Source organism: Streptomyces sp. NPDC107498 (assembly GCF_055582805.1).
Genome location: NZ_JBVJPE010000030.1, coordinates 25,296 through 50,788, shown reverse-complemented (window position 1 = coordinate 50,788; position 25,493 = coordinate 25,296). Strand labels below are relative to the sequence as shown.

Sequence of the window (25,493 nt, the reverse complement as noted above, 5' to 3'; positions counted from 1 at the left end):
CTGTGCTCTCTCCACTCCCCCACTGTGTGGTTTCCGGTGCTGATGAAGAAGCCACACATCCGGTCGCGTCCCCCGCGAAGGGGACCCATCGCGGGTTTCACCACGGCTCGCCAGGATTCGCTTCCCCAGGGGCAGGCATCAGTCGCTGGTAAGCCTGCGGGATTAGGGCGGTGGACAGGGAGCGCTTGCTGCCGGGAAGAAGCCCCGTCGCCGTGTGCCAGGACTTGATCCGGGCGGCTGTCCGCGAGCTATACGCCATTGTCGAATGTCAGCCGGCTACGGAGCTCAACCGGGAACGGAAAACCGATCGTCTGTTCTGCTGTCATGATCTTCTGAACTGCCGCTGGAGGGCGTAGCGCCGCGGCGTTCACGGGGCATTGCCGTTCATCAAGTGCGTCAAGCGGCTCCAAGCACGGTGGATCTCGGTACCGTCAGCACTGGTCATAGGTGCTCTCCGGGTCTGCAGTGACCGATGTCCTGGCGATACTACGAAGCACGTCTGACGAGACCTCTGGAACTGCACGAAATTCTGGCCCGACGTCCGTGCACGGAGTCAGCAGGACGGGACACGGATCGAGCGGTACCGGTGTGGGCTCCATCGGCCCTGTCACTCGTTCTTCAAAACCGGGTTTTGAAGCCATGAGACGCGAGGGCATCGAAGGAGGTCACTCCCCTATCGCCTGTCTAGGTTCGGCAGAGCTGTGACAGTCTCAGTTCTGCTGGGCGTTTGGTTCCGTGCCAAGCAGGACTGGCCCCCGCCCTTGCCCGCTCCCCCAGCCCAGATTCTGCCCCTGACTCGCCGAGGCCTACGGCGTTCGGATGACTGCAATCGAGGTCGTGGCACGCCTGCAGGACAGTGACGGGCAGACGGTCGAGCGGTTGGTGTGCCACCGCGGCTTCCCCTGGTTGTCGGCCTGGCCCCGCAACTTCCAGCGGTCCACATCTTGATCTCGCTTCGCGTGTCGTCAGCACCGGGCCCCGTTGGGACACAGGCGTCACGGAGCATCCTGGCAGCGGTCTCATCGCCACGCTCGCGAGCGATCAGGGAGCGATGCTCGGCCTCTTCGCGCGGATCGATCCTGAGGCGACGCCCGCGGTGATGCGCGTGCTGCGCCGTGCACTGATCTTGGATGCCGACGGCTACGAGACGCCGATCTTCAGTACGGATGGGCGTCATCTTGCGATCCGCGGCAACGCATACGAGAACTCGTTGGAGGCCTTCGAGTTCCCCGCGCTCCGCCGCGTTCTGGCGACGACCCTCGGCGAACCCAACCCCGGGTACCCGTACCCGCAAGAGTGGCGTGACCAGATGCGCGCCTGGTCACGCCACAACATCGCATTCGGAGCCCGACCCGGTGTGCTGTGGGTGGGAACCCCTACCGGAGCCCTCATGGAGGTCGACATCGAGGCACCACACGTGGTCGGCCATGACGTGCTTGCCGGTGCCCCGGCACCCCGGTGTCTGCGCTGGGCTGCACGTCGACGGGCGAGCTCGTCATCGCCGGTGGCGGAGGCGAGCTCGCGCTCTTGTCCGTGAGGGCCGCCGCCCTCACGGACGGCGGCGCTGGCGGGGACGCACCACAGGCTGCAGTCGCAGCGTTCTTGGAAGCAACCTCGGAGGTTCCGGCCGACGGCGCCCTTTGGAGCCATCTGGTGACGACCGATGGAGACCGCACCAACGAGTGGCTGGTCGTCCGCCGAGGTCGAGACTGCAACCACGGCTGGCGAGTCAAATCCTGCACATTGCTCTGCCGCACCGCTGGGAGAACATGTGGGACCTGTCACCCGAGGACGAGCAGCGGGCCATCAAGGTCCTGTTCGAACTCCTCGATGCCTTCCTCGCCGACCGTGAAGCGACCGCGAGTACCCAGGGCCCGCAGTAACCCGCACGACCACGCCCTCAGATCCACCAGCAGTCAAACCCCGATGGGACAAAGACCGTCCCGTCTAACTCCGGTGAGACTGGTCAAGCCTCGTTGAGACAGGTCAGGCGGTCGTCGGCCGGCCAGGGTGAGTTGCCTGCCGCGGGCCCTCGCTTCAAAACCGGGTTTTGAAGCATTCGTGGGGTGGTGGTTCATGGGAGGGCGGGCTTGATGCCGACGTCTCCCCCTGTTTCTGATCCTCAGCTGGATGATGCCGACCGTCCATGTGCTGCAGGAGTGCGTGTTCTCAAGGGTGGCCAGGGTTATGAGCCAGGGGCGTGGCGGTCACACTCTTGGCACTCTCCTCAGGCTGCTGCGGCAGCGGTTCCGTCACGCAGGACAGAGGCTGCTGCCAGCCGGGCGATGGTCCTTCGGCGGGTTGTCCGTCCGCGCGGTTGAGGCCGTGGCGGGAGGCGGACGCGTTGGTGTTCCTGGAAGCCGGCCGCTGGGGGCCGTAACGGCTGTGCGCCGGTCCGTTCCGCTTGGATCAAGGGCGCTCTCTGGGCAGTGCCACGAAATGGGCATTCAGCATGGTCGGCGCATGCAAATACCAGCCCCAGGGGTCGTGCATGTTGTACGCGGCTGACGGAGGGGGTGAACCGGAAGGACACGCTTCAGCATCCTCGGTGCTTCCCTCAGCACGACGGGGTCGCTGAGCCAGAAGCCCAGGTGAGTTGGTTCGCTGATGGTCTGTGGGGCCGGGAAAGACAGGAAGCCCGGGGGAGTCGGGAGAGGTGATCGGGGCCCGGACGGGGCGGCGGGTTCAAAACCCGGTTTTGAACCCGCCGTGCCGGAGTGCCTGCGAAGGAGGGGAGACGTGGCATCCTGTCCACGTCCGCTAGTACCAGCCGACCTGGCTGGGAAGCATACGGAGCATCAGGAGTACCACCCATGGCACGGATTACCGCGCTCATCAACCGCAAGGGCGGAGTCGGGAAGTCGACTCTCACCGTCAACACCGCGGCCATCACCGCCCACGTCCTGGGCGCAGCCCCCGAAGGCGACCCCCATTTCGTCGCCGCCGTCTCCGCCGACCCTCAGGGATCCACCACCTGGTGGTCGGAGCGGGTGGGGCACGACCTCCCCTTCTCCTTCGAGCAGATCAACTCCAAGGACGATCTGGAGCTGTTCTCCCACCTGAAGAAGTCCCGCAAGATCAAGCACGCCTTCATCGACACCCCGGGTTGGATGGACCTTCCCGAGGACGAGAAGGAGGAGGCCGGCGACCCGTTCGGCAAGAGCACGGCCGCTGATGCCATGCGCGCCGTGCTGACCAACGCCGACGACATCATCGTCCCCGTCGAGCCGGAGCCGCTCGGCTTCATGCCGACCCGCGACACCATCGAGGAAGTGGTGAAGCCGCTCGGCATTCCCTACCTCGTTGTGATCAACAACTGGGACCCGCGCGACGGCGAAGCCGACCTCGACCAGACCAAGGACTTCGTGCGGGCTCAGGGCTGGAACCTGGCCAACACCGTGATCCGCCACTACAAGGTGCACACCCGGGCCGCCCTCGAGGGCACCGTCGTCACCCAGTACAAGAAGAACCGCGTCGCCATGGAGGCCCGCGAGGACTTCTATCAGCTGGCCCTCGAGCTCGGCGCCGGCAAGAAGGGTGCTCGCTGATGGCGGCGAAGAAGCCCTGGACCGACCTGCTCGACGGTCCCGGGAAGCCCGGAAGCAAGCGGGCTTCCGCTGATGAGGCCGTAAAGACGGACGCGCAGCCGACGACCGTGTACATGCACACGCTCGCCGGTAACCCGGACAACCCCCGGACGGGGGTCGACTACACCGATGAGGACTCCGACTTCCGCGAGCTCAAGGAGTCGATGAAGTCGGTCGGCCAGCTGCAGCCGGCCGTCGCCCTGTCCCGTGATGCCTTCCTCCGCCTCAAGCCCGAGCACGGCGCTCGTATCGGTGACGCCGAGTGGGTCATCATCCTGGGCAACCGGCGTTTCCACGCGGCGAAGCAGCTCGGCTGGACGAAGTTCGAGATCCGGGTACGCGACCGCCTCGGCAACGAGGACGACGACAAGGTCGATGAAGCCGTTGTCATCGAGAACATCCACCGCAAGAACATCCCTCCCTACAAGGAGGCGGAGTTCCTGCAGCGGATGGTCGAGAGGCATGGCTCCCAGGAGAAGGTCGCGGAGCGCATCGGCAAGTCGCAGATGTACGTCTCCAACCGGCTGGCACTGCTCAACCTCCCGCCTGACCTGCGTGACGTCGTCGACACCAAGCAGATCAAGGTGAAGACGGCGGAGAAGATCGCCAAGATCCAGGACCCGGAGCAGCAGAGGGCTGTCGCGGCTGAGGAGATCCGGAAGGCACAGGAGCCGAAGGCCCCGCGTAAGCGGGCTGCTGTTCCGGAGCCGCCGATCCCGGCGGTTCAAAACCCGGTTTTGAAGTCTTCGGCGGAAGCGTCCGAACCCAGCGGGGAAGGGGTGGCCACCGAGGTCGCCGACCTCGCTGAGTCGGCCGTCGTCGTCCCGGAACCGCGGAACACGGCTGTCGTTCCGGCCGATCCCGCTGTCGCATTGCCGTGGGATGACGGCGTCGCCCTCATGGACATGGCCTTCGCCAGGCTCGATCCGATTCAGCGAAGCGCGTTCATCCTGCGTTACTTCCGGCGCAGCAGTGGTGTCGAAGCCGTGGTCGCGGACATGCGAGGTGATCTCTCGCCGCAGGCTCGTGCTTCGCTCGGGGCCATCCTGCAGCAGGTTGCCGCCGGGCTCGTACGAGAGGCGTAGCCCCGAAGATACGAAGCCCCTGTTCTTCCTCGCGGAAGGGCAGGGGCTTCGTGGTGTCCCAGCACCTTGTCGGGCGTGGCGGGGACGTCACTGTGGCGGGAGGAAACTGTTCACACTACGGGGTTGATTGCTTGCGGTGTGTCAGTTCTGTGCAAGCCGATGCTGAACTCAGGATCTTGTCTCGTTCGAGCCGTCACACCCTTCGGTGCCGTGTATGCATCTCCCATGGCACGTGAGGGGGAGGGCCGTTCAGGCCTTCGCAGCAGACTTGAGGGACCGGTGCTCGCGCTGTGGGGCAAGTACGACAGGGACTGCGACGGTTGGCTGCCCTTGTGGCAGCACATGGATGACAGCGCGGCTGTGGCGGGGGTGCTGTGGGACGAGTGGATTCCCGCGCAGATTCGCCTGCTGATCGGCGAGGTGCTGCCCGGGGGCGAGGCCGATGGGCGTCGGCTGATCATGTGGCTGGCCGCGGTGCACGACATCGGCAAGGCCACGCCCGCGTTCGCCTGTCAGGTCGAGGCGTTGGCCGACCGAATGCGGGACGTGGGTCTGGAGATGCGGTCGTACGGGCAGATGGGCCCGGACCGCAGACTGGCGCCGCACGCGCTGGCCAGTCAGGCGCTGCTGGGGGAGTGGCTGGAGGAGCGCTGCGGCTGGGCGCCCGAGCAGTGCGATCAGTTCTCCGTGGTCGTGGGTGGACACCACGGAGTGCCGCCCGAGTATGGACAGATCAGCGCGCTGGACAATCGCGGGCACCTGCTGCGGTCGACGGGTGCGAGTCGGCACCTGTGGCGTCGGGTGCAGTCGGAGCTGCTGGACGCGTGTGCCGACGAGTTCGGTGTGCGGGACCGGCTGGGCGAGTGGGCCGCGGTGAAGCTGCCGCAGCCCGTGCAGGTGCTGCTGACGGCGCTGGTGATCGTCGCCGACTGGATCGCCAGCAATCCGGAGCTCTTCCCGTACTACCCGCAGGACGTCCCGCGGAGCAGCGCCGAGCGGGCGGCAGCCGCGTGGCGGGGGCTCAACCTGCCGGGACCGTGGCGTCCCATGGAACCGCCCGCGGACGTGGACGAGTTGTTCGCCTCCAGGTTCGCGCTCCCGAAGGGAGCGACGGTGCGTCCTGTCCAGGCGGCGGCGGTCGAGCTGGCCAGGTCCATGACAGCGCCGGGTCTGATGGTGATCGAGGCACCGATGGGGGAGGGGAAGACCGAGGCCGCGTTGGCCGTGGCGGAGATCTTCGCCGCCCGGTCCGGGGCCGGGGGAGTGTTCTTCGCTCTGCCGACCATGGCCACAGGCAACGCGATGTTTCCCCGATTGCTGAAGTGGCTGGAGAGACTGCCGTCTTTGGAATGCCAGCGGCATTCAGTGCTGCTCGCTCACTCCAAGGCCGCGCTGAACGACACATACACCGATCTCATGGAAGTCGGGCAGGTCGCGGCTGTCGAGCTGGACGCCGGGACAGAGACGCAGAACCCGTCCCCGAGCGTGCGCGCGGCTGTGACGGAACTGGTGGCCCACATCTGGCTGCGGGGACGAAAGAAGGCGATGTTGTCGTCCTTCGTGGCCGGGACCGTGGACCAGCTTCTTTTCGCCGGGCTCAAGAGCAAGCACCTGGCGCTGAGGCACCTGGCGGTCGCCGGCAAGGTCGTCGTCATCGACGAGGCGCACGCCTACGACACGTACACGAGTGTCTATCTCGACCGGGTGCTGTCGTGGCTCGGCGCCTACCGGGTACCGGTCGTCATCCTGTCGGCGACGCTTCCCGCAGCCCGACGCAGGGAACTCGTCGAGGCCTATGCGGGTGCGGGGGACGTCACGGCACGAGAAGCGTTCGACGCTGTCGCGTCGGCGGGGGAGTACCCGCTGCTCACGACGGTGGCCCCGGGCGGAACTCCCGTCGTGCGGCGTCCTGAGACATCCGGCCGCGGTGTCTCGGTGCGTGTGGAACGCCTCGACGACGACTTCGGGATCCTCGCGGACAGGCTGGCAGAGGAGTTGCGGGAGGGCGGGTGCGTGCTGGTGGTGCGCAACACCGTGACGCGCGTACTGGAGACGGTACGCGTGCTGAGGGAGAGGTTCGGAGACGACGACGTCACCGTGGCGCACGCCCGCTTCCTCGACCTCGACCGAGCGGAGAACGACAAGGAGCTCCTTCGGCGGTTCGGGCCGCCCGGAGAGGAGTCCGATCGCCCCCGGCGCAGACACATCGTCGTCGCGAGCCAGGTCGCCGAGCAGTCCCTCGACGTAGACTTCGACCTCCTGGTCACCGACCTGTGCCCCGTGGACCTCCTGCTCCAGCGCATGGGGCGTCTGCATCGGCATCAGCGCGGAGAGTGCCAGGGGGACCGGCCGGCGATGTTGCGCGAGCCACGGTGTCTGGTGACGGGCGCCGACTGGGGAGGGACCGTGCCGGTGCCGGTACGAGGGTCCGCCACGGTGTACGGAAGGTACCTGCTGCTGCGCTCGGCCGCCGTCCTGCTCCCGCACTTCGACGGGACGGACCCCGTGCCCGTGCGCCTGCCGGAAGACATCAGCCCGCTCGTACAGGGCGCGTACGCCGAAGACCGGGCGGCACCCGAGGGCTGGGCCGAGGCACTGGACGAGGCCTGGGGCGAGCACGAGGAGCACTGCGCCGACCAGGCCAGGAGAGCGGCGACGTTCCGGCTGGACGACGTCCGCAAGGCCGGGGAACCGCTCATCGGATGGGTGGCCGCCGGCGCGGGAGACGCGGATGACACTCCCGAGGGACGGGCTCAGGTCCGCGACACACGTGACGGTCTGGAGGTCGTCGTCGTGCAGAGGCGTGGCGACGGGACGATGACGACCGTGCCGTGGCTCGGTCAGGACCGCCGCGGGCGGCAGCTGGGCGGGCTGGAACTGCCCTGGGACCAGGTACCGGCGCGGCTGGCCGCCCGCACGGCGGCCGCGAGTGGACTGCGCCTGCCCGTGCAGTTCTCGTACCACGAAGTGATGAGCCGAGCCATCCGTGAGCTCGAGGAACTGTACGTACCGGCCTGGCAGTCGAAGGACAGTCCCTGGCTCGCCGGCCAGCTGATCCTCCCTCTCGACGAGGATTGTCAGACCCAGCTGGCAGGCTTCTCGCTCCGGTACTCCAAAACTGAGGGACTTGAGGTAACCCGTGTCTGAGACGAGTGGGGCAAGCGAGGTGGGCGGGAGTGCCCTGTCGTTCGACCTGACGGAGCGTCCGTGGATCCCCGTGCTCCAACGGGACGGGAACGAACGCGAACTGTCGTTGCGTGAGGTCTTCGAGCAGGCTCGCGACATCCGCCGGATCGCGGGTGATCTGCCCACGCAGGAGTTCGCACTGACACGGCTCCTCCTCGCGATCGCCCATGACGCGCTTGGCGGGCCGAAGGACATCGAGCACTGGTCGGCGCTGTGGAGCGACGAGGACTGCTTCGCAGGTGTGGGGAAGTATCTCGACGTCCACCGGGGCTCGTTCGACCTGCTCGACCCCGAGGTGCCCTTCTTCCAGACCGCCGGGCTGAGGACGGCGAAGGACGAAGTCTCCTCGCTCAACCGGATCGTGGCGGACGTGCCCAACGGTGAGCCGTTCTTCTCGGCGCGGTTGCCCGCGGTCGACCGGCTGAGTTTCGCGGAAGCGGCGCGATGGGTGGTGCACGCCCATGCGTACGACACCTCCGGCATCAAGAGCGGCGTCGTCGGTGACGACCGAGCCAAGGGAGGGAAGGTCTACCCCCTGGGCGTCGGCTGGGCCGGGAACCTCGGTGGAGTTTTTGTCGAAGGGCGCCACGATCTGCGGGAGACGCTGCTGCTGAACCTCGTGGCGGCGGACACGAGCGGGATCGTGTCCGGGACCGATGACCGTCCTGCATGGCGGCGGGAGCCGAGCGGACCCGGGGGAGCGGAGCGCGTTCCGACCGGGTTCCGCGACCTGTACACCTGGCAGAGTCGGCGCCTGCGGCTGCATGCTGATGCCGATGGGGTGCACGGCGTCGTCCTCGGCTACGGCGATCCGCTTTCCGCACGCAACATGCACAAGCACGAGCCGATGTCCGCGTGGCGCCGCAGTCAGGCGCAGGAGAAGAAGCATGGCAAGTCCCCGATCTATCTGCCGCGGGAGCACGATCCCGCGCGTTCCGCGTGGCGCGGGGTCATGGCGCTGGTGGCCGACCGTCACCAGATGAAGAAGGGCACCGACGGCGTCCCTCTCTACCTGCGGCCCGGAATTCTGGAATGGGTGGCCCGCCTCGTGACGAGCCGGAAACTGTCTCGGGGGTTCCTCGTCCAGGCCCGGATCGTCGGAACTGCCTATGGCACGCAGCAGTCCGTCGTCGACGAAGTCGTCGACGACCACCTGACGATGGACGTCGTCCTCCTGCACGAGCAGGACCGCGAGTACGCGCAACAGGCGATCGACGCGGCCGGCGACGCCGACGAGGCGGTCAAGACGCTCGGCGATCTGGCCACCGACCTGGAACGTGCTGCCGGCACGGAGAACGAAGGTCCCCGCACCGTCGCGCGAGACCGTGGTTTCGCTGCGCTCGAAGGCCCCTACCGTACGTGGCTCGCCGCCCTGGGCTCGAAGGACGACCCCGTCGAGCAGCGGGACGCATGGCAGCGGCAGGCGTACGGGATCGTCCTCCGGCTCGGCAGACAGATGGTCGCCGACGCGGGAGACCTGGCCTGGGAGGGGCGCACCGTTCCGACCAAGCAGGGAAGCGTGTGGCTCAACTCCACGCTGGCCGAACGCTGGTTCAGGGCACGGCTTCGCACGTGCCTCGGTCAGTCCTTCCCGTCCGACCACCCGTCCGACCCGGGCGTGGCGGAGGAATCCCTTTAGAGGTGCATGCCTGATGACGACCCATACAGCATCGATGCCCGTTCACAAGCTGGTCTCCGACTTCGCCCACCAACGCATCGGCAGTTGGCAGCGCGGTTACCTCACCGACCAGGCCAAGGCCGTCGCCGCCCGCGCTCGGCTCAGCCGCGAGGCCGGGAAGAGCGCGGCCGAGGTGTTCGACCTGTGGGATCTGGTCGATCTCGACGCTCTGCAGGGCGGCCGACGTGAGGGACGCCCCCTGAGCGAAGAGGAGCTGGAGCGGGCCGAGGAGGCATTGCTCATGGCCTTCACCCTGTGGGCCCTGCACCAGCAGTCGCGCAGTGCGGGCGTACACCAGCTGGACAGGACCGGCTCTCCCCGGGGCCTCGGCGCCGCAGTGCGCCGACTGATGCCGGCCGGTGAGATCGACGATGCGCTGCGCAAGCGACTCGTACGTGCCGGGAAGGCATCCGACCTGTCCACGCTGGCCCAGCGACTGCGGGACATCGTCCTGCTTCTGCGCCGTGAAGACGTGCCCCTCGACTACTCCCTGCTCGCCGGACAGCTCTACCAGTGGCAGCGGCCCGGTGGAGTGGACACGGTCCGGACCGCCTGGGGCCGTTCCTTCCACGTCTGGCGCGAGAAGGACGGAAAGGAACCCCAGGAGCACGAGGCCACTCCGTGAGCGGTGCCACCGCCCGTCTCGCTGTCACCGACACCAACCCCGACACCACTGACAAGGACGCTTCGTGAACCACCTCTTCCTGGACGTGCACGCGCTGCAGACCGTCCCGCCGAGCAATCTGAACCGGGATGACACCGGCGCTCCGAAGACCGCCGTGTACGGGGGAGTGCCGCGTGCCCGCGTTTCCAGCCAGGCCTGGAAGCGCGCCACGCGGGAGTACTTCGAGGACAAGCAGCTGCTTGAACCGGGCGAGCTCGGCGTCCGCACCAAGAAGATCGTCGAGGTGCTGGCCGACAGGATCGGGACCCTCGATGCGTCTCTCAAGGGCGAGCGGGCGGAGGAGCTCGCCGCCGAGGTCGTCCAGGCCGCCGGTCTGCAGATCGCCGTGCCCAAGCGCAAGGCGGAGACCGCGGCGAAGAATGGCGGACCGGAGCCGCTGCCCGAGGCCAAGTACCTGCTCTTCCTCAGCTCGCGTCAGCTCGACGGCCTGGCCGGTCTCGCCGCCGAGGCCGCTGCCGACAGCAAGGCGTTCTTCAAGGACAAGGTGAACAAGGCCCGGGCGAAGCAGCTGGCCGACACTCGCCACTCCGTCGACATCGCGCTCTTCGGCCGGATGGTCGCCGACGTCACCGACATCAACGTCGACGCCGCCGTACAGGTCGCTCACGCGATCAGCGTCCACAAGGTCGAGAACGAGTCCGACTACTTCACCGCCGTCGACGACAGGAACGAGGACGACGAGCCCGGCGCCGGCATGATCGGCACGGTCGACTTCAACTCCGCGACGCTCTACCGGTACGCGGCACTCGGCGTGCACCAGCTGGCCGACAACCTCGGGCAGGGGCTGCGGGAGGACGAACCCCTCACGACTCCGGTCCGTCGCGCTGTCGAAGCCTTCGTCGACGGGTTCATCCACTCCCTGCCCCAGGGCAAGATCAACACCTTCGGCAACCACACCCTCCCCGACGCCGTGGTCGTCAAGCTCCGCAGCACCCGCCCCGTCAGCTTCGTCTCCGCCTTCGAGGACCCGGTGCTCCATGCTCAGGGGGGCCACCTCCGCGGAGCCGTCGAGCGCCTGGCCGAATACATCCCGTCCGTCGAGAAGGCCTATGGCGACGAGGCCACCCTCACCTGGGTCCTGCGAGTCGGCCCGAACACCCAGAAGCTCAGCGGAGTCGGCATCGAGGCGGAATCGCTGCGCGAGCTCGTCTCCGCCGTGGGCCAGGCCGTTGCGGAGCACCTGGAGACGCCCGCATGACCGTCCTGACCCTCAGGCTCGCCGGCCCCCTGCAGTCGTGGGGGGCCGCGGCCCGGTTCGCCCGCCGCACCACCGAGTCCGCCCCGACCAAGAGCGGCGTCGTCGGCCTGCTCGCCGCGGCGAAGGGCATCCAGCGGGGCGACGACGAGCGGCTGGCGCCGCTCGCGGCACTGCGGTTCGGGGTGCGCATCGACCAGCCGGGCACGCGACTGTGGGATTTCCAGACCGCACATCACGGGGACACCGACAAGGCGATGCCGCTGTCCGAGCGGTGCTACCTGGCCGACGCCGTGTTCGTCGCCGCCGTCGAGGGGGACCACGGCCTGGTCACCGACCTTCACGGCGCGCTGAAAGCACCGGTGTACCCGCCGTTCCTGGGCCGCCGCTCCTGCCCTCCCGCACAGCCCGTGGAGATGAAGCTCCACGCGGGAGTCGGCCTGCGGGAGGCTTTGAGTGCCGAGCAGTGGCAGGCCTCCCGGTGGTACGCGCTACGGAAGAAACCCGGTCCCACCGTGAGCCTGGCCGTTCTCCACGAGGCGTCGGCGGACGATCGCGACGCCGATGTCCTCCGTGACCAGCCGGTGAGTTTCGCAGCTGAGCACCGGCGCCATGCTCTTCGCACGGTCGTGCGGAGCGAGGTCGAGGTGCCCAACCCGCATGCGCGCCCGAACCCACGCCCGCGCTCGACCCCGCGGGTGCCCCACCAGCACGATCCGATGGCCGTATTGGCGGAAGTGAGCGACTGATGTACCTGACCCGCTTCCGGCTCAACACTGCCCGCACCGGTGCCCGCCGTCTGCTGTCCTCGCGGCAGGTGATGCACGCCGCCGTGATGGCGGCGTTCCCCGAGCTGCTGCCCACCGACCAGCCGACGCCCGACGCCCCTCGGGTGCTCTGGCGCCTGGACCAGAACGCGCCAGGAGAGGTCTTCCTCTTCCTCGTGAGCCCCGATGCCCCCGACCTCACGCACCTGGTGGAACAGGCCGGGTGGCCGACGGCCATGGTCGACGGGCCTGGCTGGCAGACCCGCTCCTACGCACCGCTCCTCGACCGGCTGGCGGAAGGAACCCCGTGGGGGTTCCGCCTGACGGCCAACCCGGTGCACCACATCCGTCGCACGGATGACGAGCCGCGCAAGCGGACGGCTCATCTGACCGCGTACCACCAGATGGGCTGGCTGCTGGACGAGGGCCGTCAGGACCGCGGTGGGTTTCGCATCCTCGAGAAGCCCAAGGAGAAGCGTCTGCTGCCCGGGGGGACCACGCATCAGGGGCGCGAGCACCACGGTGACCGCTACGAACTGACCGTCCGCGACCACCGCTCCCACGTGTTCGACAAGTCCCGTGCGGCGGGGACGAGGCGAGGCAAGCCCGTCACGCTGGTCACGGCCACCTTCGAGGGGCGGCTCGAAGTCACCGACCCTGCGCTCATGCGTCGTACCCTCACCCAGGGACTCGGCAAGGCGAAGGCCTACGGGTGCGGACTGATGACGCTGGCGCCCCTCCCGCAGGGAGCAACGCGTTGACGACCGTCTCGCGGAGCGGGGCGCTCACGCCGCGTGAACTGACCCGAATGAGCGAACGCATGTCCTTCGTCTACCTGGAGCGCTGCACGGTGCACCGGGACGCCAACGCCATCACCGCAACGGACGCGGACGGCGTCACCCACATCCCCTCGGCGACGATCGGCACCCTGCTGCTCGGACCCGGCACCCGCGTCACCCACCAGGCGATGAGCGTTCTGGGGGAGACGGGTGCGGGTGTCGTCTGGGTGGGGGAGCAGGGCGTACGGTTCTACGCCAGCGGCCGAGCTTTGAGCCGCTCCTCGGCACTCGCCGAAGCCCAGGCCACGCAGTGGGCCAACGCTCGTTCGCGTCTGGGCGTCGCGCGGGCCATGTACCGGCTGAGGTTTCCTGACGAGGACCCGTCCGGACTGACCCGGCGTGAGCTCCTCGGACGTGAGGGGGACCGCGTGAAGAAGTGCTACCGCGCCGAGTCCGCTCGTACCGGAGTACCGTGGCGCGGCCGCAAGTACGTCCCGGGGGACTTCGCCGCGGGCGATGCGGTCAACCAGGCGATCACCGCGGCCGCCCAGTGCATGTACGGCGTCGCGCACGCCGTGGTCACGGCGCTCGGTTGCAGTCCGGGGCTCGGATTCGTTCACTCCGGCCACGAACTCTCCTTCGTCCTGGACATCGCCGACCTGTACAAGACCGAGATCGGCATCCCGCTGGCCTTCGAGGTTGCGGCCGAGGACACCGAGGACGTCGGCTCTCGTACCCGCAGGGCACTGCGCGACCGCATCCATGAGACATCGCTGCTTGACCGCTGTGTCAGTGACATCAAGCGGCTGCTGCTCGGGACCGATGACACCGGGACGGTGGACCCGGACGGCACGTGGGACATCGTCATGCTGCAGAGCGACAGGGGTGGGAGGGTGGCTGCAGGCCGGAACTACGGAGACGGCGACGTAGAGGGCAGCGGCTACGAGGAAATGGCGCTGACCTGGTGACCGTGATCGTCCTGACTAACTGCCCTGCGGGTTTGCGCGGCTTCCTGACCCGCTGGCTCCTCGAGATCTCCGCCGGCGTCTTCATCGGAAACCCGTCTGCCAGGATCCGGGACGTCCTGTGGAACGAGGTCCAGCAGTACGCCGGACAGGGCAGGGCCCTGCTCGCCCACACGACCAACAACGAGCAGGGCTACACCTTCCGCACCTTTGACCACGGCTGGCATCCGGTCGACCACGAGGGCCTGACGCTCATCCACCGCCCCGCGACGGGCAGCGCCGGCCCTCGCCCGGCGAGCGCCACAAAGGAAAAGTCCGGGTGGAGCAACGCATCGAAACGACGCAGGTTCGGACGCAGGTAAGCACCCACAGAGAGGGTTTGAGAATGCCGGAGTTCTGGATCGGTCACCGCCGCTACCGGATGAAGGGGGACGCGCGGAAGGCCGTACAGGAGGTGCTGTACCGGTACACCGTGGGGAGCATCGTCGACGGGGAGGAAGACCATCTGCTCCTCCTCGACCTCCTCGACCTGCACCACGAGGCGGCGGACAAGATCGGCCCGGGCGTCGACGCCTTCGCGATCGCGCCGCCGCAGCGTGGGCCGTACCCCGGCTTCGAGGTGATCCGGACGGACGGAAGTCGCATTGACTTCTCGTACCTGACCTGCATGAAGCCGCCCACACACCGTCAGCAGGTGCTGAACGTGATGCGGGACGAGGTCAAGGCGACGATCAATGCGTACTTCGAGTCCCGGCACACGACCGGAACGTTGGTGTCGGACCAGTCCCATACACCGCTGGAGACCACGAACACCGCCGTGAGCTACTTTCGGGGCCCGTCGTTCGTCGAGATCGCCGAGACGTTCGCCCGGGCGGCCGGCGGATGGGAAACGATCGAGCTGACCCCCTCGACCGAGCCCGGCCTCGGTCGCTTCTCGGACCGGGACCTCGCCCAGCGCTGGTTCACGCACCACCAGGAGCGGGCCGAGCTGGGGCTGCTGTCGACGCGGGAGAACCAGCGACGACCGCGTACATGACTTCTGGATCTGGACAGCACGAATCCCCGCGCACGCGGGGAGCAAGGGGGTGGGGACCGCTGGTCGATCAGCGGTTCTCACCCTGGGATCAGTTGAGATCGCTGGTGTCGAGGCTGAGGCCGAAGGGTTCTGGGATCGTGAGGACGGTTCCGAAGGGGTGGGGGCCGTCGACTCGCGTGTAACCGAGCTTCCCCGGTTCTGAGAACAGAGTGATGCTCTGCTCCTGGCGGTCGACGACGAGGTAGAGCGGGGCGTTGTACTCCGCGTAGCGCTTGCGCTTGACGATGCGGTCGGTGTCCCGGTTGGACTCCGAGGTCACTTCGACGATCAGGAGGGTGTCCTCGGGCAGGAGGGCGGTGGCACCCTTCGCCTGGGTCGCTGGGACGACGGCAATGTCGGGGACGTACCAGTTGGAGGAGCCGGGAAGGTCGAGGTTGCCGGATCCGGTGACGCAGCCCAGTTCTCGTGCACGTGGGCGGATCTGGTCACGGATCGTCTCCGCTGCCGCTTCGTGATCCCAGGTCGGCGACACCGGCTCGATGATTCCTTCGATGATCTGGGCGCGGTCGCCCTTGATGTGCTGGACGGCGTATTTGAGGGCCTGCTCGGGATCGACGTCGCTGTAGTCGGCGGCGGTACTCATCGTGTGTCCTGCGTCCGGAGCCGTCGTGGCCTTCCTGGTCGTGGTGCCGCGTACGTACTCATGGCTTGATCACCCTCATGCCGAGGATCCTCGCTTCCTTCCTGGTGATTGCTTTGTCAGTATTCCCCGAGTTGCGTTTCCCCAAGTTACGTTTCGACGGCTGCGCATGGCGAGAACACAGGACGTTCCGGCGTGGAGGGAGCGTCGCTTCTACCGGTGGAGCACCCCGAGCTTATGGACTCGGACGCGCCGCGTTCTCGAGGTGTTCCATGACCACCTGGTGGGCCCGCCAACCGTCCGGGAACTTCGGAGGGACGTCGAAGTAGACCGGGCTGCTGCGGGGGTGGCGGTCCAGGAGGTCGGTGATGCCGGCGCGGGCCACCACGATGCAGGCGAAGCGGTGGCGGGAGAGCAGGACGCACAGGCGGCCGGTCTCGAGGTGGAAGGCGGAGGCGTCCTGGCGGCCGGAGAGCGGGTGCCAGACCAGAGTGACGTCGAACTCGCGACCCTGGAGGCGGTTGGCGGTGTCCACGGTGATGCCTGTGAGGCCCCGCTTCTCCAGTCGCGACCGTACCGCGTCCGCCTGGACGGTGCGGGCCGCGCCGATGGCGATGCGGGGCTCGGTGAGCGGCTCTCCGTTGACCAGGGCTCCGCGTTCCAGGAGCCGGGCCGCGGTCTCCGCGAGGGCCTCGGCGACTTCGGGGTCGTCGTCGAGGGTGTGTTGCGCGGGGAGTTCCAGTAGTCCCCAGCCGGACTCGGCCGCGCGGGCGAGGACGGCGTCCTGCGGTGTCGCGCGGTGGGGTGCCGTGCCGAAGGTCAGCACGCGGTCCGCCGCCTCGGTGCCGGAGACGAAGGGGGAGAAGGGGTAGAAGGCCTTCTCCACCAAGGGGGCCGCCATCGCCGGCAGGCGCCAGGAGACCGGGAGCTGGTGCCGCAGCAGGTGGGGGTTGTGCGCGAGGGTCACGTCGACGGCGTTGCGGAGCGGGTCCCAGGTCAGGCCGTGCCAGCGGTCGGTGCTCACCGTGGCGAAGGGGTCCAGCTGCCCGGGATCGCCGACGAAGAGGACTTGTGAGTCCTTCTCGGAGAACAGCGGTGCCGTCGCCAGCAGCGCGTCCGACCGCATCTGGTAGGCCTCGTCCACGATGGCCCAGCGCCATGGCGCGCACTTCTCGCGGGGGACGTGCGACCACTTCTTGGCAGTGGAGACGACGACCGGCAGCTCGCGGAGGGCGGGTGCCTCGTTGCTGCCCCGCACGTTGACGTGCCGGCGCACCCGTTCGGGCAGGACGAAGTCCTTCTTGTGCAGGCGGCCGACGGGGAGGTCCGGGTATTCCCGGGCGATGTTGTCGACCAGGTCGTCGACCTGCTCGTTGGTCTGCGCGACGATCATCACCTGGCGGCCGGCCGATGTCAGGTGGCCGGTGGCGCGCTTGACCAGCGTGGACTTTCCCGCGCCCGGTGGGGAGTCCACCACGATGCCTCGTCCGGTGGACGTGTCCAGGCCGGCCAGTACGCCGGCGACGGCACGGTCGGCGAGCGCGCCGGGTGACATGCCGCTGTCGGGTTCCGTGGGAACTGTCATTCCCAGACCTCTTCCGCGTCCTCGTCGGTGGGCTCGTACGGCTGCGGCGGACCGCCCGTGGGTCCACGGGGTGTCCTCTTCGGCGGGGAGCGCGGACGGCATGCTCTTGGGATCGATCGACGTGAAGGTGACCGTCTCTCCCACAGCGGCCAGTGACCCCGGAGGTGCCGGGGGTCTGCGCTTGTTGTCGAAGCCGCCGTTCAGCTGGATCAGGAGGGTGGTGGCACCGCTTCCGTCGGGGAGCAGATGGAGGATCTCGGCGTTCTGGCCGGGTCTTGCCGGGCTCTTGACCTTCGTTCCGGCACTCATGGACACCGCGACGTCGCATCGCACGGTGAGGGTCGGTCGCCACAGCGCGGATCCGGGCCGCTTCCCCGGCACGGTGCGTTCCTCGTCCCGGGCCGTGACGACGCCCGTGAACGCCTCGCCCGTCAGCTCGTACTCCGCCATCACCAGCGGATCGTCGTAGGCGCGCTCGGCGTCGTACCGCTCCTGTGCCTCCTCCATGCGGGCGAGACGACGGGCCGCCCCCACCGCGTGGTCGCGGCGTGCCTGGGGGCGGCCGTCGTCGTCCAGATAGCCGGCGTATTCGCCGAACAGCCGCCGGTCGTACGCCCATCGGTCGGCGACGTGCTTCCCGGGGGGAAGCTCGCGCAGAAGGCGGATCCCCTGCCACATGAGCTGCCACGCCGGCAGCATCTGGGCGTGCAGTTCGCGGTCGATGGTGCGGGCGGCGGCGTCCCGCGCCCGCTCTCCGGACGCGTCGTCGTACTTCGCGATCAGTTCGTCGAGCGTGCGGTCGAAGACGGGGTCGGTCGCCGGGCCCGCGGGCGGCCACGTGGCGGGGTCCTCGCGCTCCGAGGCGGTCTCGGCCCCCGTGCGCCCGGTGGACGGGGCGATCCAGCCGAGGAGGGAGGCCAGGTTGGCGTTCTCGGTGGGGCTCTGTCCGGTGGCCCAGTGGGCGGACAGGGTCCGCGTCATGGCCTGGAGCAGGCTGGAGCCCGGGAACTCGGCCCGGTCGGCGAACCAGGTCAGCCACTTCCCGAGCGTGGGGACGGAGGGGGCGACGGCGTGTGGTCCGTCCGTCGCGCGCAGCCTGGTCAGGCGGCCGAGCAGGCGAACGTAGGCGATTCCCCCGGCGTTCGGGACGAGGAGCTGGGGTGCGCGCAGGGGCCGCTCCCGTTCCTCCTTGTCCTTGCCGCGCCCGACCGTGTAGGGCTCTTTCGGTGCCGCACGGCATGCGTCGACATGGGGGAGGAGCAGTTCCGCGAGGCCCTCCACGAAGCCGAAGCGCTCGGTCCGGTCGTGGGGACGCCGGACCGTGAGCAGCACGGGACGGTCGGGGTCCGTTCCGGCGAGTGCGGCCAGCGGGGCACACGCCTCGCCGGCGAGGGTGAGCGGGACCAGGACGAACGGGGCGTCGTCCAGGTGGTCGTGGCGCACCGTCGTCAGCCGCTCGGCATCACCGGACGCGGAGGCCCGGAGGGTGGCCACCGTGGCGATGGCGCTCATGCCGTCGCACCTCCGTACAGTCGGCGGAGCCGTTCGGCGGACCGCAGGCGGGTGATGACCGCTTCCTCGGCGGGGCCGGGGGCGCTGGTGCCGTCGAGGTGGCCGAGGGCGGTCCGGGTGGAGTCGATGCCGGGCAGGCTGTTGCGTACGAATCCGCCGAGCCGGGCGGGGGAGGCGCAGGCGGTGGCCTCGTCCCGGCAGTAGCGCGACATCTCGCAGAAGGAGAGGCAGTCGGGGGTGTAGCTGGCGTCCAGTTCGCGCATCGTCGCGTCGATCTCGGACTCCGGCCGTTCGGTGTCGAGCGTTGCGGACGGGGACAGGGCGCGGGCCAGGTCGTCGGCCCGGCGCAGCCGGGCCAACTGGAACTCCAGGGACTGGAGTTCCTGGCGGAGGTCGATCAGACGGCCGTAGGGACGGTTGGAGAAGTCCTTCGGGCAGATGAGGAGGAACTCGTGGGCGACCGACTCGGGATCGAGACCGAGCTCGGTGAAGGTGCGCCGCAGGGCGAGGACGGAGACCGCGGCCTGTTTCGTGGTCTGCGCGACCGCCGTCGGGTTCGCCTGCCCGTCGATGGCCGGGAAGGAGCGGATCTCCACCACGTAGAACTTTCCGCCTGTGCGGTGACTGAGGGCCTGCGGTATGACGCGGGCGGTCTGACCGGCGACCTCCAGGGTCAGGACGGGCCCGTCCAGGATCAGCCGCTGGTCGCCGCCGGCCGCCAGGCGGCTGAGCAGGTGCCGGGTCTCGCTCGCCCGCACGGCGAGCGAAGCGTCACCGCTCACCTCGTTCAGGTCGGCCACGGCGGCTTCCTCGACGGGGGCGTCGAGCTGCTCCCGCAGCAGGCGGACGAGTTCTGCGTAGCCGCCCCACTTGACCAGCGCCTCGAAGCTCTGCTCGCGTCTGATCGCGAAGGGGGACCGGCCGAAGCGCGGTTCGTGGCCGAGGCGTTGGGCGAGTAACGCCTTGTCCACGCCCGCCGCGTCGAGCACGGCGCGGCGGGAGCAGGCCGGGTTGGCCGTCAGGGCGGTGATCTTGCGTGCCGTGTACTCCTGCGGGGGGCGCGGGCCGCGCAGGACGGCGAGCCTTCCCGGGGAGGGGGTGGGAGGGTGCTGCGGAGGCATCTTCTCTTCTCACGCGGAATTCTGTGGCGGCACCGGAGGGATCCGGCGGTCGGTCAGCCGGTGAAGCCGACCGAGCCGCGCAGGGCGTTGTGCAGGGGAGGGGCCCCGAAGAGCTGTTGTGCGTCGGTGAGTCGGTCGCGTGCCCGGTCGGCGGCCGTGCGGCGCTCGGAATCGTCCGCCTCCCGGTGCACCGCGGCCTCTGTGCGTGCTGCGGAGACGACGCGTTCGGGATCGAGGTCTTCGTCGTCGTACGCGCCGGGGATGTTGAGCGCGAAACGGCGCAGGAGTTGGCGGGCGGCATCGGACGGGGGGTACCCGGCGGAGTCGAGCCGCAGGATCTGTTCGGCGGTGCCGATGGCGTGCACGAGGAAGTCGGCGCGGGGGCTGAGCGGGGCGATGAGGCGTTTTTCCAGGGGCCATACGGAGACGGCGAGGAGGCCGCGGGCCGGGGTGAGCCGGTCGTGGGTGAGGGCGGCGCAGATGTAGTACGGGCGGGTGTGCCCCTGCGCGGTGAAGGACCTCTCCTCGTCGCGGCGGAGCGAGGCGAGCTTCGTCGCGATCAGCGGTTCGGCGAAGAACGCCTCGTACACCGAGGAGATCAGCTTCGGCGACGCCGGAGCGCCGAGCAGGGTGAGTGCCTGGTACACCTGCTCGCGGACCGGGACGGCTCCGTGGGCGGGCTGCTTTCCGTGTGTCCGCGGCCGGAAGGGCGCAGCCGGTTCGGCAGGGGGAGCGGTCGTCGCCGTGGGCGCGGCTTCCGCCGCTTCCTCGGCGTCCAGGGCCCGCTCCCAGGCGGCCTCCGCTTCGCGCAGTTCGGTGCGGATGCGGGCGGCGGCGGCGTTGTCGCGGGCACGCCGGGCCTCGCGCAGGAGGGCGCGCAAGGCCGCCAGGCGTTCCTCGAGCTCCTCCAGCGATGCGGTCATGGGCGCACTTTAGCGCCGGATCCTTTAATTTCCAAGAACTTCCAAAGAGTTCCAAAGTTGTGCGCTACTGTCGGCGCAACGGCCCGGGGCTTCCCCGAGGCCGGTGGAACCGGCCCCGACGAGGACGAGGAGCACGCAGATGGCGACGCGCAGCACGGAGGCGGTGGAGCGGGCCGTCCGGTCCGTCGACCGGCTCTTCGCCCCGGACGGCACCCGGGAAGCGGTCGACGTGCCGGAACCCGAGGGCGCCGAGGCGACGGACGCGGCGATCGAGCATCTGGGCGTGCGGTTCGAGGCGTTGCCCGGGGCGATCCGCCACGCCCTCGACCGGACCAGGGACCACGCGGGCAATCTGTCCAGCGATCCTCTGCAGGGCCTTTCCGAGATCGTCCAGAACGCGGAGGACCTCCATGCCTCCGAAGTGCGTTTGTTCCTCAGGGACCAGGACCTCCTGGTCGCCCACAACGGCTCTCCGGTGCGGCTGCCGGACGTCATGGCCCTGACCCTGCCGTGGCTGTCCGGCAAGGCCGACCAGGCCGAGTCGACGGGACGGTTCGGCATCGGACTGATGACGCTGCAGTCCCTCTCGCCCCACCTGGAGGTGCACAACGGTCCTTACCGGATCCGCATCGGGGACCCGTACGTCTCCGTGGCCGAACCGCTCGTCGTACCCGAGTGGTTCGCGGACGACGCCTGGACCGTGCTCCGCATCCCTCTCGCCGAGGGCGCGCTCGACGCGGAGTCGGTGGACGAGTGGCTCACCGCCTGGTCGTCCGGCGCGCTGCTCTTCCTCGGCAGCATGGCCGAGGTGACGCACCTGGACGCTCAGGGCCGTGTCCGGCACCGGCTCGCTCTGACCAGGGAACCCGGGACCGCTTTCGAGGCCGAGATCGGCGGCCGGTCGGCGCGGGTGGAGACCAGCGTGGCCACGGCCGCCGACGGTGCCCGTTGGGTGGTGTGCCGCAGCACCGTGCCGAGTCCGGCCAGCGCCGTCCGCGCCCACAAGGCCGCCGGTCACACCACCCCGCTCGCCGTCGCCCTTCCGCTGGGACACGGCGGCGCGGGGAGGATCCACGTCGGCCTGCCGGTCGAGGAGACCGGACCGGCCCTCTGGACGAGCGCCCAGTTCGATCCGCTCGCCAGCCGGCAGGCACTCGACGAGACGCCGTGGAACCGTGCGCTCGTTCCGCTGGTGGCGGACTTGTGGACGGAGGCCGTTCTGTGGCAGTTCCGGCAGGACCCGGTGCCCGCGTGGGGCGCCGTCCCGCTGCCCCGTGACATCCGCGACGGACGCGGCCCCGCCGTCGCACTGGAACGCCAGTTGCTCGACCGCGCCCGGTCGTCGGTGTCCGTACGACTGCTCCTGGACGTTCCGGGGAAGGGACCGCTCGCTCTGGAATCCCTCGCCGTGGAGGACGAGGACCTCGAAGGCGTCGTGACCGAGGAGGAGATCGCCCGTCTGGGCGACACGCCCTCCGCGCTGGCAGGAACGCTGAGGGACGCGGACGGCCGGTGGCGGGAGGTCCTGTCGGACTGGGAGGACCACGGGAGCGCCGCTCCCGCCCGGGTCGGCGTCTACGACGCGCTGGGCCTCCTGAGCGACGGGACCCGGTCACCCGAGGCGACGGTGGCGCTGGCTGCGCGGGTCATCGCCGCGGACTGGGATGTCGTGCTGTCCTACCACGAGTGGCTCGCCGACAGCTCCGGTGCGCGCCACCGCATTCGGGGCGCCCAGGTGCCGGTGCTGTTCGCCGCGACCCCGCGCGGGCTGGGAGTCGTTCTCGGACTCACCCGTGAGGTCCATCCGGCCTTTCTGGCCGACACCGAGGCCGCGAGGTCGGTACGGGAATGGCTCGGCGGACAAGGAGTCCTGCTGGACGATGACGACCCGGTGGCGGTGATCCGGCGTCTCGTCGGCTTCGGCGACACCATGCGCCGTGATGCCGCAGGACTCTCCCTCACAGACGATCAGCTCCTGGCGCTGCGCGACGGCTTCGCCCACGTACCGGAGAACCGCCGAGAGGCGTGGGGCAGAAGCGTGGGGTGCGCCGTGCGGCTCCAGGGACACCGCTACACGGGCGACGGGAAGCGTGAGGAGATCGAGATCGCCCCTGCCCGGGCGTACCTGCCGTCCCGACTGGACAGCGCCGAGCGCGACGAGAGCTTCGCCTTCGCGGCCAACGCGGCGACCGGGCTGGTGTGGCTACGGCCGCGGTACGCCGACGTGCTGCAGGGAGGCGGCATCGGCGCGCTCAGATTTCTCCGGCTCCTCGGCGCCGAGAGCGTCCCCCGGCTGCGCCGGCACCCCAGGCAGCGGACACGCTTCGAAGGGCGCCCCAAGGGGCTGCGCGCACGTCTCGACTCGGGGCCGAAGGCGCGCGGGAGGGCCCTGGACGCCCTCGACGCGACGTACACCCTCGACGACTACGACTGCCCCGACCTGCACGCCGTGGCGTCCGACATCGCCGCGGACGAGGATCCCGGGCGGCGCCGGCGCAGGGCCGTCGCCCTCCTCCACGTCCTGGGACGGTCCTGGAGCCGCTTCTCCGAACGCGCCGAAGTGCGCGCGGCCTACGATCGCAACAAGTGGCATGAACGGGGCAGGACAGCCGCCTTCTGGCTCTGGCAGCTACGCGACGTGGCCTGGCTCGACGACCGCAACGGCAGCCCCTCCGTGCCGCCCGGGCTCCGTACGCGAACCGCCGGCACCGTGGCCGTGTACGGCGACGGGGACGCGCACTTCCTGCACCCGGAGATCCAGAAGCTCGTCGGCAGGCGCGGCGAGGTGCTCCAGGCACTGGAGATCGTGGGGGAGGCGCGCACCAGGGAACTCGTCGAGTGCCTGCGGCGACTCCGCCGTGCGGAGAAGGACGGGGCCGACAGGGACGTCCCCGCGGCACTGATCGTCTACGAGGCCCTCGCGGAGCGCGTCAACGGCAGGGAGACACCGGGCGGGGCGGGAGGGATGACGGTCACCGAAGTCGTCCGTGCGTTCGGAGAGGGCGAGGGGCTGGTCCTCACGGAATCCGGCTGGCGGCGTCCGGCCCAGTGTCTGATCGGCGCGCCGCTGTTCGGGGCCTCCCGGGCCTTCGCCCCCACCTTCCCCGGCAGCGACGCGTTCTGGGCGCGGCTCGGGGCGCGTCGTCCGACGGCCGAGGACGCGACCGCGGTGATCAAGGAACTGGCGCAGCAGGACAGGAAGGAACGCCGGGAGGTTCCGGAGGGATCCATGCAGTCGGTCGTCCTGGAGACCCTGAAGATGCTCCGTGACCTGTCCGCCACCCGGCCGGAGGAGCTGAAGGCCGGACGGCTGGGTCAGATGCCGCTGGTCACCACCAGGGGTTGGCTGAGCAAGCGGCCGGTGTACGCCGTCGAGGACCCGCTGGTGGCCGAGGGCCTGGGCCGTGACCACGCGGTGTGGCGGCCGGGAGCGGACGTGGAACAGTTCCGCCGGCTGGCCGGGGCCATGCGCCTCACCTGGATCGGGGCCGAGCAGCTCACCGTGCACGGCGCGACCACCACCCGGCACGACCCCGGTGCGACGGAACTGGTGCGCGCGGCCGTCGCCCACCTGCGCGAGGACCTGCAGCGCAACGCGCCCGAGGTCGCCAGGAGCCTGGACGGCTCGTGGGACGAACTCGCGGCACTCACGGTGTGCGTGGCACCGGATCTCGTCTGCCGGGTGGAACTGCCCGGCACGGACGACGCGGTGCGGGTGCCCGTCGAGGCCGGTGTCGACCGGACGACCGGCACCCTGTACGTCCGCGCCGCCTCGGCGGTGAACCGGCCCTCCGTGGTCGGTTCGTCGATCGCCGCCCGGTTCCCGGGGAGCCGCCGGGAAGCGGCCCTCGCCTGGGGCGCCGCCTGCGACCGGGCGGAGCAGGGGCGTACGGCCGTGGAACTCAGTCTCTCGGAGGACCGGGCACGCCGCGATCAGGAGGCCGCCGCGGCCGAGCGCGAACGCCGGCTCAGAGAACTGCGGGAGGAGGCGGACCGGCGCCGGGACACGGACGGAACCGGGAAGCGCGCCACGGCCGGATCCCGGCAGACGGCCGACGGCCGGGCATCCGCCCCGCGTCCGGCCGCGCCCGGCCGACAGTCCTCTGTCCCGGCCGGGCGTCCCGCCCCTTCCGCCCGACGGCTGGTGGACCCCGGCACGCTCCGCCTCGCGGGGGAGCGGGGCGACCTCACGCCGACCGGGTCCGGGAACGAGCGCGAGGCCGATGCCGGTGCGAGGAGGGGGCCGTCCGGCCTTCCACAGCCCCGGTCCGGCTCGTCCGTCCCCCAACAGCGCACCGCGGCGAGCCCCTACACGATGGTGGAGCAGGAGAAGACCGCCCTGGACCTGGTGCGGCAGGCTCTCGCGAGCGACGAAGCCGCGCTGCGCGACCTGCGCGCCCAGCACGGCCTGGGCGCCGACGCGGTGGACGGGCTGGCCCGGTTCTTCGAACTCAAGACGTCCCGGGGCGCCGAGCCGGACACGGTCCAGCTCACCCCCGCCGAATTCCAGCGGGCGGCCACGACCGACGACTTCTTCCTCGTGGTCGTCTCCGGACTCGAGTACGGCGGTGCTCCGACCACGGTACGGATCATCCCGCAGCCCTTGAAGCACCTGCCCTACCGGCCGAGCGGCAACGTGGTGGTCTCCGGCATCAAGGGCGCACAGAGCCTCGTCTACTCCTTCGAGGGCGGGGAGTAGGCGTTGGACGTGACAGGGATGCGAAGCCCGCTGCTCCGGTTGCCGGGCCA

General features: G+C 69.5%; 17 protein-coding genes. 13 read left to right on the top strand and 4 right to left on the bottom strand.

What is annotated here, in order from left to right:
• Positions 1-1,051 precede the first annotated feature (1,051 nt).
• From ACZ66Z_RS33510 to ACZ66Z_RS33455, 12 genes are all read left to right on the top strand, one after another.
• Positions 1,052-1,537: a hypothetical protein gene (locus tag ACZ66Z_RS33510; RefSeq protein WP_469939468.1), complete on the top strand. Its 486-nt coding sequence runs from the start codon at positions 1,052-1,054 to the stop codon at positions 1,535-1,537.
• Positions 1,538-2,813: 1,276 nt separating this feature from the next.
• Complete coding sequence (locus tag ACZ66Z_RS33505) at positions 2,814-3,548, top strand: ParA family protein (RefSeq protein WP_469939466.1); 735 nt, start codon at positions 2,814-2,816, stop codon at positions 3,546-3,548.
• A complete protein-coding gene (locus ACZ66Z_RS33500; protein WP_469939465.1) occupies positions 3,548-4,672 on the top strand; it encodes a ParB/RepB/Spo0J family partition protein in 1,125 nt (374 codons plus the stop codon). Before ACZ66Z_RS33505 ends, ACZ66Z_RS33500 begins: the two co-directional genes overlap by 1 nt.
• Positions 4,673-4,951: 279 nt before the next feature.
• Positions 4,952-7,819 (top strand): CRISPR-associated helicase Cas3', encoded by a 2,868-nt coding sequence (gene cas3 / locus ACZ66Z_RS33495; RefSeq protein ID WP_469939463.1) that lies wholly within the window; start codon positions 4,952-4,954, stop codon positions 7,817-7,819.
• Positions 7,812-9,497 carry a type I-E CRISPR-associated protein Cse1/CasA gene (casA, locus tag ACZ66Z_RS33490; protein WP_469939462.1) on the top strand — a complete coding sequence of 562 codons (1,686 nt, stop codon included), beginning with the start codon at positions 7,812-7,814 and terminating at the stop codon, positions 9,495-9,497. Before cas3 ends, casA begins: the two co-directional genes overlap by 8 nt.
• A 34-nt stretch (positions 9,498-9,531) precedes the next feature.
• Positions 9,532-10,161 (top strand): type I-E CRISPR-associated protein Cse2/CasB, encoded by a 630-nt coding sequence (gene casB / locus ACZ66Z_RS33485; RefSeq protein WP_469939460.1) that lies wholly within the window; start codon positions 9,532-9,534, stop codon positions 10,159-10,161.
• A gap of 64 nt (positions 10,162-10,225) precedes the next feature.
• A complete protein-coding gene (gene cas7e / locus ACZ66Z_RS33480) occupies positions 10,226-11,419 on the top strand; it encodes a type I-E CRISPR-associated protein Cas7/Cse4/CasC (protein ID WP_469939459.1) in 1,194 nt (397 codons plus the stop codon).
• Positions 11,416-12,165: a type I-E CRISPR-associated protein Cas5/CasD gene (gene cas5e / locus ACZ66Z_RS33475; RefSeq protein ID WP_469939458.1), complete on the top strand. Its 750-nt coding sequence runs from the start codon at positions 11,416-11,418 to the stop codon at positions 12,163-12,165. The genes cas7e and cas5e overlap by 4 nt, the downstream gene beginning before the upstream one ends.
• Complete coding sequence (cas6e, locus tag ACZ66Z_RS33470) at positions 12,165-12,944, top strand: type I-E CRISPR-associated protein Cas6/Cse3/CasE (RefSeq protein ID WP_469939457.1); 780 nt, start codon at positions 12,165-12,167, stop codon at positions 12,942-12,944. The genes cas5e and cas6e overlap by 1 nt, the downstream gene beginning before the upstream one ends.
• Positions 12,941-13,930, top strand: coding sequence for a type I-E CRISPR-associated endonuclease Cas1e (cas1e, locus tag ACZ66Z_RS33465; protein ID WP_469939456.1), 990 nt, complete (start codon positions 12,941-12,943; stop codon positions 13,928-13,930). Before cas6e ends, cas1e begins: the two co-directional genes overlap by 4 nt.
• On the top strand, positions 13,927-14,289 hold the full coding sequence (cas2e, locus tag ACZ66Z_RS33460) for a type I-E CRISPR-associated endoribonuclease Cas2e (RefSeq protein WP_469939455.1): 363 nt from the start codon (positions 13,927-13,929) through the stop codon (positions 14,287-14,289). Before cas1e ends, cas2e begins: the two co-directional genes overlap by 4 nt.
• A 23-nt stretch (positions 14,290-14,312) precedes the next feature.
• Positions 14,313-14,963, top strand: a complete 651-nt coding sequence (locus tag ACZ66Z_RS33455; protein WP_469939454.1) for a DUF3223 domain-containing protein — start codon at positions 14,313-14,315, stop codon at positions 14,961-14,963.
• Positions 14,964-15,051: 88 nt separating this feature from the next.
• Here the strand turns inward: ACZ66Z_RS33455 and ACZ66Z_RS33450 are convergent, their stop codons facing one another.
• The 4 genes from ACZ66Z_RS33450 to ACZ66Z_RS33435 form a co-directional block, all read right to left on the bottom strand.
• Positions 15,052-15,606, bottom strand: a complete 555-nt coding sequence (locus ACZ66Z_RS33450) for a Uma2 family endonuclease (protein WP_469939453.1) — start codon at positions 15,604-15,606, stop codon at positions 15,052-15,054.
• A gap of 232 nt (positions 15,607-15,838) precedes the next feature.
• The gene (locus ACZ66Z_RS33445; protein WP_469939488.1) at positions 15,839-17,188 is read right to left on the bottom strand and encodes an AAA family ATPase; all 1,350 of its coding nucleotides are present in this window, start codon (positions 17,186-17,188) and stop codon (positions 15,839-15,841) included.
• A 1,508-nt stretch (positions 17,189-18,696) separates the two neighbouring features.
• Entirely contained in the window at positions 18,697-19,821 is a 1,125-nt protein-coding gene (locus ACZ66Z_RS33440) for a hypothetical protein (protein WP_469939452.1), read from the bottom strand.
• 53 nt (positions 19,822-19,874) lie between these two features.
• Complete coding sequence (locus ACZ66Z_RS33435) at positions 19,875-20,744, bottom strand: hypothetical protein (RefSeq protein ID WP_469939451.1); 870 nt, start codon at positions 20,742-20,744, stop codon at positions 19,875-19,877.
• Between the two features lie 139 nt (positions 20,745-20,883).
• Here ACZ66Z_RS33435 and ACZ66Z_RS33430 point away from each other — a divergent pair, with 139 nt between their 5' ends.
• A complete protein-coding gene (locus ACZ66Z_RS33430; RefSeq protein ID WP_469939449.1) occupies positions 20,884-25,443 on the top strand; it encodes a sacsin N-terminal ATP-binding-like domain-containing protein in 4,560 nt (1,519 codons plus the stop codon).
• The last annotated feature ends 50 nt before the right edge of the window (positions 25,444-25,493 follow it).